Origin of the sequence: Anaerobiospirillum sp. NML120511 (assembly GCF_023050955.1) — a bacterium.
Lineage (GTDB): Bacteria > Pseudomonadota > Gammaproteobacteria > Enterobacterales > Succinivibrionaceae > Anaerobiospirillum.
On sequence record NZ_JALKIK010000007.1, the window covers coordinates 135,747 to 149,213 of the forward strand.

Annotated in this window: 9 protein-coding genes; 8 read left to right on the forward strand and 1 reads right to left on the reverse strand. The window is 51.7% G+C overall.

Going from position 1 to position 13,467, the window contains the following annotated elements:
* The first annotated feature begins 574 nt into the window (after positions 1–574).
* Together flgB and flgC are read left to right on the forward strand one after the other, a co-directional pair.
* Positions 575–1,000 (forward strand): flagellar basal body rod protein FlgB, encoded by a 426-nt coding sequence (flgB, locus tag MXE39_RS03630; RefSeq protein ID WP_246977311.1) that lies wholly within the window; start codon positions 575–577, stop codon positions 998–1,000.
* 254 nt (positions 1,001–1,254) lie between these two features.
* Positions 1,255–1,713, forward strand: coding sequence for a flagellar basal body rod protein FlgC (gene flgC / locus MXE39_RS03635; protein WP_246977313.1), 459 nt, complete (start codon positions 1,255–1,257; stop codon positions 1,711–1,713).
* A gap of 380 nt (positions 1,714–2,093) precedes the next feature.
* Here flgC and MXE39_RS03640 read toward each other — a convergent pair whose 3' ends face one another.
* Complete coding sequence (locus tag MXE39_RS03640) at positions 2,094–2,672, reverse strand: flavin reductase (protein WP_246977314.1); 579 nt, start codon at positions 2,670–2,672, stop codon at positions 2,094–2,096.
* Between the two features lie 625 nt (positions 2,673–3,297).
* On the opposite strand from MXE39_RS03640, the gene MXE39_RS03645 reads away from it, so the two are divergent.
* The 6 genes from MXE39_RS03645 to MXE39_RS03670 all read left to right on the forward strand — a co-directional run bounded on the left by MXE39_RS03645 (position 3,298) and on the right by MXE39_RS03670 (position 12,571).
* Positions 3,298–4,449 (forward strand): flagellar hook capping FlgD N-terminal domain-containing protein, encoded by a 1,152-nt coding sequence (locus MXE39_RS03645; RefSeq protein WP_246977315.1) that lies wholly within the window; start codon positions 3,298–3,300, stop codon positions 4,447–4,449.
* 2,949 nt (positions 4,450–7,398) lie between these two features.
* The gene (locus MXE39_RS03650; protein WP_246977316.1) at positions 7,399–8,145 is read left to right on the forward strand and encodes a flagellar basal body rod protein FlgF; all 747 of its coding nucleotides are present in this window, start codon (positions 7,399–7,401) and stop codon (positions 8,143–8,145) included.
* Between the two features lie 14 nt (positions 8,146–8,159).
* Positions 8,160–8,945, forward strand: coding sequence for a flagellar basal-body rod protein FlgG (gene flgG, locus MXE39_RS03655; protein WP_246977317.1), 786 nt, complete (start codon positions 8,160–8,162; stop codon positions 8,943–8,945).
* Positions 8,946–9,200: 255 nt separating this feature from the next.
* Positions 9,201–9,893, forward strand: a complete 693-nt coding sequence (gene flgH, locus MXE39_RS03660; protein ID WP_246977318.1) for a flagellar basal body L-ring protein FlgH — start codon at positions 9,201–9,203, stop codon at positions 9,891–9,893.
* Between the two features lie 62 nt (positions 9,894–9,955).
* The gene (locus tag MXE39_RS03665) at positions 9,956–11,059 is read left to right on the forward strand and encodes a flagellar basal body P-ring protein FlgI (protein ID WP_246977319.1); all 1,104 of its coding nucleotides are present in this window, start codon (positions 9,956–9,958) and stop codon (positions 11,057–11,059) included.
* A gap of 711 nt (positions 11,060–11,770) precedes the next feature.
* Positions 11,771–12,571, forward strand: coding sequence for a basic amino acid ABC transporter substrate-binding protein (locus tag MXE39_RS03670; RefSeq protein ID WP_246977320.1), 801 nt, complete (start codon positions 11,771–11,773; stop codon positions 12,569–12,571).
* The last annotated feature ends 896 nt before the right edge of the window (positions 12,572–13,467 follow it).

Consider the following 13,467-nt stretch of genomic DNA (forward strand, 5'->3'; position numbering starts at 1 on the left):
CCCATGTGCTGACCGCATACAGGGAACAGTATGGGCTGGTCACTGACCAAAAGGATTTGTTGTGCTGTGTTGAGCACCCCACGGGGGCTGTCAGTATTTTTACCATGAGTTGAGTGTAGGGAATTTGACCTGGGTGCGCGGTCATGCCAGGTTGGGCAGGGAAAGTGTGAATGTAACGGGCATTGCTGCGCTGGACCATGGGGCGTTCAGGTGACAGCGCGAGCAGGTTTGCGGCTCTCAGCGTGGGCAGGCGCTGTGCGCCGTCAGCCGGTGCGGTTCTGTTGTGACGTCACTGGGTACGGTTGTGAGTTTTAATGCTTAGAGTATGGATGCTGGCCTGTATGGGAGAGGGGAAAAGGGCATTTTTTGGGGAGGGCAGGAGGTGAAATCAGTGGATTTTCGGGCGGGGAAATCACTGTTTGGGATATGTGATTTTATGGTGTCAAAACAGGTAAAAATATGGTTAAAAACCTGATAAATATGCTGTTTTAAGCGATTGGCACAGCTTTTGAAGTAATACTGTCAGGAAAACAAAATCGTGTCTGATATTCGACACGCGTTGGAGGTTACTTAAATGGCTGTTAGTTTCGACCAGGTATTTGGTGTGCATCAGCACACTATGAAGGTCCGTAATAATCGCGCTGAGATTCTGGCCGGTAATCTGGCCAATGCTGATACTCCAGGCTTCAAGGCCCGTGACATTGATTTTGCTGAGGCCCTTCACGAGGCTGGTAAATATCAGATGCAGAACAACAATGCCCCTATGGCCAAGACTGCCAGCGGTCACATGGATATTTCTGATCTGGATGCCTTAAAGGATCCAAAGATCATCATGAAGTACCGCAATCCTTTCCAGCCTGATACCGGCAACGGTAACACTGTAGAGGTCAGCACTGAGCGTATGAACTACATGAGCAATAACATTGAGTATCAGGCAACCCTGTCCTTCCTCAATGGCCGTATTTCCAAGCTCAGAAGCGCCTTAAAAGGCGGTCAGTAACCGGTTCTTCTTTTTCAGGAACCATTTTTTTCCATCTGCTTTCAGCCCTTTTCACTTTTAAAAACAGAATTCGGCCTTTCAGATATGTACTGAACGCAGGATGCCTGCAGGCTCACTGCGATAATGTGCTCAAGGCGCAGGCCACCGCAATTGAAATCTGCCGGAGATATCGCTCTTTAGAGGATACGGCAGTGGATGATATAAGAGAGAAGAGAAAAGTGACGGGCTGAATAATTAATATTCAGAGTGCAAAAATGAGTGTTTTCAGAATTTTAGACATTGCCGGTACCTCCATGAACGCTCAGTCCGTTCGTTTAAATGCTACCGCTTCCAACCTGGCTAACGCCGAGTCTGTAAGTTCCTCTGTTGAGACTACTTACAAGGCACGTCGTCCACTGTTCTCTGCCGCCTGGGAAGAGGCTATTGCCCGTAACCAGCAGCAGGGTGAGCCAATGGATCCGGTAACCGGTGAGCCATATGGCATCGGCGTATCCTTAAAGGGTATCTACGAGTCTGAAGCTCCTGCCATCGCCGAATACAACCCAAATCACCCTCTTGCCAATGCCGAGGGCTACATCTACCGTCCAAACATCAACCCTGTTGAGGAAATGGCCGATATGATGAGTGCTCAGCGTTCCTATCAGACTGCCGTTCAGGTAGCTGACAGTGCCAAGAGCATGCTGCTGCAGACCCTGCGTCTGGGCCAGAACTAAGGTTTTTTCCAGCCCTTCACTAAGTGAGCTCCCGTCACAGGCACCAGCAGGTGACGTAGGCCCACGCTGACATCAGGTATGTCCTGAGGCTCTGCGCCACAGGTGCAGCAGCAGTGCAAGGCTCACTGGCTTATTTATAAGCTTTTCGGTGAATGGGTTGCCGGTAATTTTCAACCTGTTTTCCGTATACAAAAAATCGCTTTACCCTCAGGGGCAAAGCGATTTTTTTTGGCCTGAATCCGGCCCGGCCGCCTGCAGCAGCGGCTTGCTGCAGCCGCTGCAGCTGTATGGCGTGGCCCGTGCTGCTGCTCTCGTAGCCTGCAGCGGCGCTGCTGGCTGCGGCGCCGGGTGTCTGCTGCGCCGGGGCGGCGGAGATCTGACTATTCCTCGTACTGAGGCAGTACGATTTCCTTGCCAATGGCGAAGAAGTGACCGCCGGCTACATAGTGAAGAGTGCGCAGGTGATCCGGGGCCTGGTCAAAGTTCCAGTGATTGTTGCTGTAAACACGGGAGTCGCTCATGGCGCGTACGCACTTGCCAAAGAACATCTCATATGGGTTGTCAGAGTGCCTGTCATGAATAACCTCATACTCAAGCCAGGCAGCACAGCCCTTTACCAGCGGCATGCTGAAACCTTCGGCTTCAAAGAGCTCAGCACCTGAGTTCTTTATCTTGTCCTTGTCATCATTCATGGAGATGGTGCCCAGCTTCATGGTCTGCTCAACAATGCCCACGGTAGGGTAGCAGATAATAAAACGGCCGGACTTTTCAATCAGCTTGCGGGTGAAGTGACTGCCGGCAACCACGGCATATCCCTTGTCATAATCGCAGACACCGGCCCATGCGGCGGCCATATAATCAAGTTCGTCGCCATACTGAGCGCCGATAAGAGTGGTGGCACCAATACCCAGCAGACGGTAGGATTTCATGACATCCTGGGCCTGTAAATGCTCGCTCATATAATCTCCTTAAAACGATAAGTGATGATTCATCATAAGACTAAAAGGGCTCCGGTGAGCATTGAACCAAAATATTCTCATGTACCGGCCCTACGGTTTTCAGCCTGCCGGTCAGCCACGCTGGCGCACCAGCACCTGCACCAGCCTCTGCAGATTCCGGAGCTTGCTCAGATGCAGGGAAATACAGCCGGACCTGGGCAGTGCCCGGCATTCCCTGCATGCACGTGCAGGTTTTGCAGTTCATACCTGGTCATCTGGGCAAGAGGGGCAGGAAATGCAGGAAGTGCTGGCAGGGGTAAGTGGGGCACAGACAGGGCTGAATGGCAGATGCTGAAAGAGCGGGGCATACTGGCGGTTTTATGAAGCGTTATGTCACTGTGGTGATAGAAATCCGACGCGGGGCATGAGCTTTTTAGAGCCATTTGTCCGAGCTTTGTATGTATTTGCTGATTCTGGGAGCAGATGAGGGGTGGCCAGTGGTGTTTTTAAGGGCTAAACCTGGCATAAATTGTGAATACATAGGGTATGGACGCCTGATTTTGTCAGGGCGCCAAAGATTTGCAGTCAGATACCTCAATACTTAAGGTAAAAAACTGACAGACAGCGAGCCAATGCGAGGATTATTATGGCCAGCTCATTTATCAATTCATTATCAGACGCCAAGTACCGTTCACTTGACGCCTATAATCCAGCAGCTGTAGCAGCTGCCAACCAAAGCACCGGTATTGCAACTGTGGCAGGTAACAGCACCACTGCTCCTGTTCCATCTTCTCCTATGGCCCGTACCGGTGGTACTCAGACTCCAGCCCCTGAAGGTGGTGACGGTAAGTTTGACTACGGTCAGGCTGGTATTAAGACTGAAGAAAGTGCTATCAAGGAAGCCTCCAGCAAGGTTAAGGATCAGGTTCTTACCCAGGCTGACTTCCTCCAGCTGTTAACTGCTCAGCTGCAGGCTCAGGATCCTACCAAGCCAGCTGACAACAACCAGCTGGTTACCCAGATGTCCCAGTTATCCATGGTGGAAAGCTTAAACTCCATCAACACCAACATGGGCGACGTTCTGGGCGCTGTAGGCTCATCTGCTGCCATGAACGCCACCAACCTGATTGGTACCTACGTTTACACCGATCAGAAGAATGGCTACTTTGGCGGTAATGTAAACTCTCCTGCTCTCTGGTCTATTGATGCCGGCGACGAGGTTTACTCCAATGTTAAGCTGACCATTAAGGACGCTCAGACTGGCGAAGTTGTATACACCGACAAGGCTGATACTCTTACCGGTGAAATCAAGTATGCCTGGCAGGGTATCTTATCTCCTGATGGTCCAGTCAAGCCAGATGCCAAGCCTGATGGCGACGGCACTACCAAGCCTGATGGTAACGGCGGTACTACCGACGGCACCAAGCCTGAGGGCGATAAGAAGCTGTCCGGCGTTATTGCTGATGGCGGCAGCGCTGGTGGTGGCACTGGCGGCACTGGTACAGGCGGCACCGGCACCGGCGGTGATTCCGGCACCACCAAGCCTGATGGTTCCAAGCCTGATGGTTCCAAGCCTGATGCAGATGGTGAAGATAGCAAGTACACCCTGTGTAACCCTGGCCGTTACATCATTGAAGTAACCGGCACCAACTCCAAGGGTCAGAGCGTAACCCTGCCTTCAAAGGGCCTTGGTTTTGTATCCTCAGTATCCCTGGGCAAGACCATCGCCGAGACCAAGCTCAATCTTAATGGTCTGGGTGAGCTGCCATTCGACAAGGCAAATCGCGTTACCCTCTAACAAAAGATTTCTCCATACCAGAGCATTTCAGGAGCATCACAATGGCCTTACAGGCCGGCTCCTGAGGCGCTGCGGTACGGGAAATACTCCTCGCATAAGGCCAGCTCTGCTGGCCTTTTGCAATTCTGCCCTCCCCAGAAAAACAGTAATTTCAAACTGTTCAATTCCTTCACGCCCATCCCGTCAGTCAAAGCTCATCTCAACTCTCTTACCTCAACCCCTCCTGTCCATCAGCAAGACAATACTTTTCCTATCTTTTAATCTCATCATTTCTTTACGGCCAACTGCTCTGCCATGCCACTCCATGGCCTGGCCAGGCACTCTGCCATTGCCTTAAGCAGAACGCAGCTGCTATCGCCAGCAGCTCTAAGCCATTGCCTTGAACAGAACGCAACTGCAGGCACCACCAGCTCTAAGCCATTGCCTTGAACAGAACGCAACTGCAGGCACCACCAGCTCTGAGCCATTGCCTTGAACAGTCGCATCTGCAGGCACCAGCAGCTCTAAGCCATTGCCTTGAACAGAATGCAGCTGCAGGCACCAGCAGCAACAGCAGCAGCAGCAGATTTACTGCGCCGACATGACTGTCAGCAGTTAACTGAAATAGCCTGTCATGCTATCAGAACATCACTGAATTTGCGGTAGCAGCAGGATCTGGATTTAGCACTGTTGCGTCCTGATATGCTTTGAAAACCATGCTCGTCACAGGGCAATGTGCTTTACAAAATAGCAGTCGCTTTCCAGAGAAGGAGCACCATCTCAATATGTCCGGGGCTGATACACTTCGCATTTTCAGTCTCATCCTGTCCCGTCCTGTCCAGTCCCGTCCTGCTGCATCCAATCACATCCCGTCGCATCCCATCCCGTCGAGTCAATTCCTGTAATCAGCTCTTGAGGATCATTACGCTCAATCTACTTACTACTCAGCTCGTAATTACTGTTCATCCATGAGCCGCTCATGTTAGTAAGCGTCTCATTGTTCCTGAGACTGGAAAGTCATATTGCCTGTCATTCATGTCTTACAGAAAAAGTCCGTATGCAGGTTCATCAGAATCATGTTCTCGTTAGCACTTGCTTTTCACAAGTCAGCTGCTGCCAGCATTCGTCAGGACATGAATTATGTTGAGGCATGAGCCCGCAATTGCACTCATCGCATGCAGGTGATGAGGCTGTAGAAGCTGTTGAAGGCTGCAACCACCACTTTTCAATTTAAATATTCCTGAACTGCAAAAGCGGAAATTTCACTTTTTGTGCTGTACGGCGGCTTTGAGCTGATATTTGGCGGCAGTTACTCCCGTCATCATCCACAGAGATGATTTACAAAATATTGTAGTTTTTGTCAGTTCAGCTCAGCAGCTTTTGGGTAAATGGGGTACAGGCCCATAAAAGTCTCGTGTTTGGGGCTTGTGGCGGAGCTGGCGCTGGCTGCTGTCAGCCAGCCTTGGCAGAGCTCGAAAGCTGACAGCGCTGAGAGCTGCTTCTCGGCTGAAAAAGTTCATACGTAAGACTTACTTGTTTCCGCATTTAGATCCTATAAAAACAGTAATTCATAGGTATATTATTGATGCAGTAGCTGACCTTGGAACTCGTGAGTTAGCAATGTAGCAATATGAAGCAGGGAGAAATAATTTTTGACTACAGAGCAGCTGTATTTTTGACGCCTGTGATCCTGGTGATTCCCAGCTGTTCCCGGCGTGCGTAACAGCACGATGTCAGACAGTGTCATACAGTGGTCATGCTCGCTAAGTATCGCTCTGCAGTCTGTGATTGAGTGAAAGACAGTTTTGCAGGAAGTGCAGCGGCCCTGATAGGGATTACAGGGGCTGAACTTAGTGCAGCAGAGCTGTGGTAGATGCGGGGCTGGTGGATACGGGGGTGGAAGTTGTGGAATTGGGGTATGTGGGGGAGGGAGATGCGTAGCTGGGAAATGCGGCGCCTTTGGCCTGGATATCCGATCTGCGCTCAATATTGCTGGCGTATAGACTTGCTGGTTCAGTACAGCTCGCTGTCACTTGAAGCTGTAGTTGCTGTGCTCTGAGCACGTGCATGGGGCCAGGCTTCTGGTGAGGCTTCTGGTGAGGCTGGTGCGTGCCTGAGAAGCGCTGTTGTCTGGTTTTTCAGAGGCAGGTGAAGGAGCTGGCGATGCGGGCACGAATGGTCGGATCTGGTCTGCTATGGTCTGAGATGCGCGGCCATGGCAGCATGGGCGTGGAGCTGGTGAGGATTTGACTGCGGGAGACTGGGTCTTTTGCGATGCCGCGGCAAATTTGAGTTTTTGGCTGGGTTTTTGGCGTTTTTCAGTGAATTTTCGTGTAATTTGGGTCGATTTTGGTCGTTTTTACTGCAATTTTGATGATTTTCAGTGAGATTGGGCCTGCCTGTCTGGGCTGTTTTGAGCTGTCGTAACTCTGTCATAACCATGAGTACTGTCCTTTATATGACGCTTTATTAATAAATGGTCTGTTTATCAGAGTTATGAGCATGTTTGTGGGGGCAGGCCGGGGCTGTGGCAGAGGCTGGGGATGTGGCTTTATTGTGGGGGCTTGCTGTGAGTTCCAAGTCTGTTTGCTGTCAATCTTGGGGATAAAGCTGTGACAGGTGGGGATCTTGTTGTTTTACGGCTTAGGGTCGGGATTTTGTGGTGGTGGTGACAAATGCGATAGATATAGGCTTTTTGAGTGGGGCGTGGCTTTGGAGAGGGGCTTTGTGCGGCTCTGGCACGTCTGGTGCTGTACAGGGTTTAAGTGAGCAGGAAATATCTTTTCCCGACAGATTCCCTGGTGATGCGGGGCTTTTTTTTCGGGAGCTGATTCCTGTTGAGCAAGATATGAAATATCAGTTCAAAAATCCGACTTTTAACCCTTAATAAACGGCATATATATACGGTTTTAACGGTGTGGCACACCCCTTGCTACATACAGGGTGATCTAGTGAAATTCCGGAGGAGTTATGGACAATTTATTATGGGTCTCAATGGCCGGTGCCAAGGAAAACTTCCATTCCCTGACCGTGCGTTCCAACAACCTGGCCAATGCCAATACTACAGGCTTCAAGGCTGAGTTTGAGAACACCCGCGCCATGAGCGTCTTTGGTAATGCGTTCCCTACTCGTGCTTTTGCCATGACCGAAATGCCTGGTTACAACTTTGAAGGTGGTGCCATGCAGACAACCGGTCGTACTCTGGACGTAGCTCTGCAGGGCGAAGGCTTTATTGCTGTTCGCGACAATCAGGGCGGTGAGGCCTATACCCGTTATGGCAGCCTTACTATCGGTTCAGATGGCGTGCTGCGCACCTCAAATGGTCTGGATGTTCTTGATGAGAACGGTAATCAGATCGTGCTCCCTGCTCCACTTGATCAAATCGATATCAACTCTGATGGCTACATCACCGGCAAGCCAATGGGCGCCGATGCCAATGTAGTAGAAGAGTACCAGCGCATCAAACTGGTCAAACCTGAACTCAGAGCCATTGAAAAGGGCTATGACGGATTATTCCGTTCACGTGACGGAGCTGTCCTGGATGCTGATAACACTGTAGCTTTACAGAGCGGCATGCTTGAGGGTTCCAACGTCAATCCTGTCGAAGAATTGACTAGCCTTATCCGCATTCAGCGCCAGTATGATACCCAGGTAAAAATGATGCAGTCTGCCGGCGAGATGGACGACGCGCAGAACCGTTTATTAAGCTTTGATTAAAGAGGCTATTAATCATGATTCCAGCAATTTGGATTTGTAAGACTGGTCTGGACAGTCAGCAGACCAATATCTCTGTTACTTCCAATAACCTCGCCAACGCCTCAACTGTTGGCTTCAAGAAGAGCCGTGCTATCTTCGAAGATCTGCTTTACCAGAAGGTAAACCAGCCAGGCGGCCGTTCCACTGCTGATGCCTTCCTGCCTGAGGGCTTAATGGTCGGTGCCGGTTCCCGCGTAGTAGCCACCCAGAAGAACTTCACCCAGGGTGACGTAGAGACCACCGATAACACCCTTGATTTATTAATCAATGGCGACGGCTTCTTTGAAATTGAAATGCCGGACGGCACCACTGCCTATACCCGTAACGGTCAGTTCACCCGTAACGAGGAAGGTGTTCTGGTAACTGCCGAGGGCTTAACCTTATTACCTCAGATCACCATTCCTGAGGACGCAACCGGCATCAGTATCTCCACTGATGGTCAGGTTTCCGTTCAGACTGCAGGCCAGGCCCAGCCTCAGGATATTGGTCAGATTACTGTAAGCAACTTCATCAATCCGTCAGGTCTTGAGCCAATCGGTAACAACCTGTACCTCGAGACTGCTGCCTCCGGTAACCCTATTCAGGGTGTAGCCGGTGAGAACGGTATCGGTACTATCCGTCAGGGTCAGCTGGAAACCTCCAACGTAAAGGTTACTGAAGAGCTGGTAAACCTGATTCAGGCTCAGCGTGTTTACGAAATGAACTCCAAGGTTCTGACCACTGTAGACACCATGATGGGCTCCCTGATCCAGTCCGTATAATCGAACTGATCCTCAGGTGCATGCGCTGCCAGGCTTTAAGGCCGGCAGCTGACAGAACACCTGAGCGCACGCAGGTCCGGTCACTATGGGACCGGGCAGCGGCCTGAGGCAGGACAGATCGGACCGATCTGCTCCGGGCAGTCACGGCTTTGACTGTTCCGTACAGCCTCACAAAGGGTATCCCAGGTCATTTTCCTGATATTACATCTGACAGGACAGTGTGTCCTGCAGCCATGTCAACTTGATGGTGAAGTAATGGCGAATATTAGAGTTTGTTTACTGGCAGCAGTCTTTCCATTTATGCTGACCGGCTGCGCAATGGATGCCATGGGCCCACAGCCTGATGATCCTGACTTTGCCCCGGCCTTACCTGAGGAAGACTATACCACTGCCGTGCCAAGCGGAAGTCTGTTTAACCCATATTCGTCGAATAATGGCTTATACACCGACACCCGCGCCCATAAGGTAGGCGACCTTATTTCCGTGACCCTCGACGAGCGTACCACTGCCTCCAAGAATGCAGGTACCAACCTGAGCAAGGAGAACTCCATCAACTTTGGAGCTCTGACAGTAGGTGGTCGACCAGTCACAGCAGGCGGTTACGATACCTCTGTTGGCCTTACCAACAGTTCTGACTTTGCCGGCAACTCAGATGCCAGCCAGTCCAACCGTCTGAGCGGTAACATTTCCGTAAGCGTGGTCAAGGTTCTGGCCAACGGCAACCTCGTGGTTCGTGGCGAGAAGTGGCTCATGCTCAACAATGGCAATGAGTACATTCGTGTAACAGGTATTGTACGCTCTGAAGATGTAAGCTCCGACAACACCGTATCCTCCCAGAGGATTGCCAATGCCCGTATTCAGTACGGTGGCACCGGTGACTTTGCCAATACCCAGGAGCGTGGCTTAATCAGCCGCTTCTTCAACAGCGCCTTTAATATCTTCTTCTGATTGATGCAGGGCAGCAGCCCTGCTGATAACAGATTTCCCGGAATATCTTCCAAGGACGGGATATGCGATTTTTCAAGTACATATTTACCTTTGCCTGCCTTGCGGCAGTGGCTCTGGCCACGGCTCAGGGTGCGCGCCTGAAGGACCTTGCCCGTGTGCAGGGTGTGCGCTCCAATCAGCTGGTAGGTTACGGTCTGGTAGCTGGTCTTGCCGGTACTGGTGAGTCCAACTCCAAGTTCACTGAGCAGTCCTTCCGCTCCATGCTTAACAATTTTGGCATCAAGATTCCTGAGAACACCAGTATCAAGATCTCTGACGTGGCTCCAGTAGTAGTTCACGCCGAGATGCCACCTTTCTCCAAGCCTGGTCAGACTATTGATGTTACCGTGTCTGCCATTGGTGAGGCTGACTCCCTGCGCGGCGGCTCCCTGCTGCAGACCATGATGCGTGGTATTGACGGTAACGTCTACGCCATTGCTCAGGGCTCATTAGTAGTAGGCGGTCTGGGTGTAGAAGGTGCTGACGGTTCCCGTGTGACTGTTAATACTCCTACTGTAGGCCGTATCGTTAACGGTGCTACCGTAGAGCGTGAGATTCCAAACGACTTCAATCTCACTGACTCCATCACTTTCAATCTTGATCGTGCTGATTTCACCACAGCCAAGAACGTTGCCGATACCATCAACAATATTTACGGTACCGGTTCTGCTCTGGCTCAGGACGCCGTCTCCATCCGCGTCAGTGCTCCACGTGACCCAGCAAAGCGCGTTGAGTTCCTGTCTGCCCTGGAGAACCTCGACATCACCGAGGGTAAGGAAGAGGCCCGCATCGTGGTCAACTCCCGTACCGGCACCATCGTAGTAGGCTCCAATGTCCGTCTGCGTCCAGTCGCTGTTACCCATGGTGGTCTGACTGTGACCGTAAACGAGGATCCTCAGGTTTCACAGCCTAATCCTTTCTCACAGGGCCGTACTACTGTTGTTCCAAATTCCAACATCGCTGTGGAAGAGAAGCAGGGCCGTATGTTCAAGTTTGACGGCGGCACCACTCTTGATGACCTGGTTCGTGCCGTAAACGAAGTAGGTCTGGCTCCAGGCGATTTAATGTCCGTACTTGAGGCTCTTGACCAGGCCGGCGCCATCGAAGGCCGTCTGGTAATCATCTAAGCCTCTGGCCTGTGCCTCTGGCATGCCCCTCAGGGCGCGGCTTAAGACAATGACATCTGCAGCTGCCCCGGCAGGTGCGGGCAACGGAAAAAACCAGTTTCCATCATATTAATGTCCTGAAGGCCGGTTAGCCTCACTAATGTCGGACTTCAGGTACTCCCAAAAACGCAGAAGGTACACGCTTTCTGCGTTTTTTTTCATTTGTGCATCCCTGTTCCGCTCGCATCCGCACGCCTTAACCTGACGGTGTCTGCAGGCCTGCGGTTCTGGCGCCGCCGGGCGCCAGTGACCTGGGCCCATGGAGCAGCCTGCGTCTGCCTCAACATGGCCAAGGCGCCTGCGCTCAGCGTTGGCTGGGCTGCAGCTGCGCAGCGCCGTCATGCTATGTTGTCGCAGCTGAGCCCGGTGCGGCGCGGTGCAGTTGTGTGCTGGCAGCAAGGGAGGAGGGGCTGCATAGTGCAGGGGCTCCTGAGCTGCGCAAAAGGGGGATAATGCCCCTTTTATGAACGTTTTTGGGGTCGGTATAATCTTAAAGCACCAATTTTGAGCAAAAGATTCATAAAGCCCTTAGAATCGCGGCTTAATGATAAAATCCATAAAATAACAAAATAACATAAGGCAGAGCGTCAGATACTGATCCGGCCCTGCATCAGAACAGGCAGCTAACAGATCCTGTCTGTTTCTTGATTACCACATTTTTTGGAGTAGTCGATGTTTAAGAAGACTTTGCTGGCTTTAACTCTCGGTATTACTGCCGCCTCATTCTCTGCCCAGACCATGGCTGAAAACCTCAAGGTAGGCACCCACCCAACTTTCGCTCCATTTGAGTTTATCGACATGGACGGCAAGATCATCGGCTTTGACATTGACGTAATCAATGCCATTGCCAAGGCCAACGGTGATGAAGTCACCATGATGTCCATGCCATTTGATGGTCTTATCCCTTCCTTAATCACCGGTAACATCGATGTTATCATCGCCGGTCTGACCATTACCGAAGCCCGTCAGAAGCGTGTTCTGTTCTCTGATGACTACTATGACTCCAACCTTTCCATGTTAATCAGAAAGGAAGATGAGTCCAAGTACACCACCACTGAGGCTCTCAAGGGCAAGCCAATCTGCGTACAGATTGGTACCACTGCCCACACCTTTGCTGACAAGGTATCCCCTGGTGTAGTAAAGGCCTTAAACGATCAGGCTGACGCCATGCGTGAGCTGCAGAATAAGGGCTGTGAGGCTCTGATTAATGACCGTCCTGTAAACCTCTACTACCTCAACAAGTCCGGTCTGGATACCCTCGTCGATGTTGTTGCCCCTGAGTTCAAGGTAGACATCGACTCCTTCGGTATTGCCGTACGTAAGGGCGAGGAAGAGCTGCGTGACAAGTTAAATGCCGGTCTTGAGAAGATTCGTGAGTCAGGTGAGCTCGAGAAGATCCACGTCAAGTGGTTCGGCAAGTCCACCGAAGAGGCCGAGCAGGAGCTCGAGGCCATGAGTGCTGACGAAGAATAATCAGCAAATGACATGATCATTCTCCTTGAAAAAGGTGAAAACGGCTGGTTCCTATGGACCAGCCTTTTTCATTTCTGCAGTCATGCAGGCGCTGCCGCTGAACATAGCACAGCAGCAGCACCTCCTGTCGCCTGCGGCCATCAGCTCTAAACCAGGCTTCTCCAGTCAATCAGCTATGTTCCAAGGGGCCCAGGCGCATCAGTTCTACACCAGGCTGCTCCAGCGCATCATAAGCTGCTTCAGCGCATGACATTCGGGCCGTCGTCTTAGTCGGTCTGATCGTTGTGATGCGGCTGCTGAAAAGATCGGGACTGTTAAGCTGGACAGCTCAGAAGGGCAGCTGCTTGCTGCTGTCATATATTAAGACTTGAGCATGGGGTGACGTCCCTGCCCTGGTTAAAGAGTGGTGCAGGTGAGCAACTGATGGCAAATGTCGAGCAGGGATGAGTGAACTGATAGCTCAGTATACTGATGCCATTGCGGTACATAGCGAGTCTCGAGGATGCTGGCAATCAGGGACCAGATGGTGCCATTGCTGAGGCTGGCCCATGAGTGAGGACCGGGCATGGGGGCATGCAGGATATAGGATTATGCTGGGCACAGGCATGTGCAGGGCATGGGGCAGTGCAGGCCATCGGCATGTGCAGGGCACAGGCCTGTCCAGGAGGATGGACTGTGGTCAGGACCGTCTGGTCCTGTCCTGGCGATCATTACAGCTGTGAGCTGCCTTGTCGATGTGAGTCTGGCAGCTGTGAGCTGTCCTTGTCATGGAAAACCGGGCAGCCTGGATATGGTAATGCATGGCCGGTTGTGCAGAGCGGTGACAGTCATCTCATGTCGGGAAAGGGCCGGTTGTTCAGGGCAGGGAGGTCCTGACGGTCAGGGGCGGGCTGGGC

Bases quoted from the DNA above. Each gene is read 5' to 3' on its own strand.
- flgB (WP_246977311.1), top strand. From the start codon at position 575: ATGGCTGTTAGTTTCGACCAGGTATTTGGTGTGCATCAGCACACTATG.
- flgC (WP_246977313.1), top strand. From the start codon at position 1,255: ATGAGTGTTTTCAGAATTTTAGACATTGCCGGTACCTCCATGAACGCT.
- MXE39_RS03640 (WP_246977314.1), bottom strand. From the start codon at position 2,672: ATGAGCGAGCATTTACAGGCCCAGGATGTCATGAAATCCTACCGTCTG.
- MXE39_RS03645 (WP_246977315.1), top strand. From the start codon at position 3,298: ATGGCCAGCTCATTTATCAATTCATTATCAGACGCCAAGTACCGTTCA.
- MXE39_RS03650 (WP_246977316.1), top strand. From the start codon at position 7,399: ATGGACAATTTATTATGGGTCTCAATGGCCGGTGCCAAGGAAAACTTC.
- flgG (WP_246977317.1), top strand. From the start codon at position 8,160: ATGATTCCAGCAATTTGGATTTGTAAGACTGGTCTGGACAGTCAGCAG.
- flgH (WP_246977318.1), top strand. From the start codon at position 9,201: ATGGCGAATATTAGAGTTTGTTTACTGGCAGCAGTCTTTCCATTTATG.
- MXE39_RS03665 (WP_246977319.1), top strand. From the start codon at position 9,956: ATGCGATTTTTCAAGTACATATTTACCTTTGCCTGCCTTGCGGCAGTG.
- MXE39_RS03670 (WP_246977320.1), top strand. From the start codon at position 11,771: ATGTTTAAGAAGACTTTGCTGGCTTTAACTCTCGGTATTACTGCCGCC.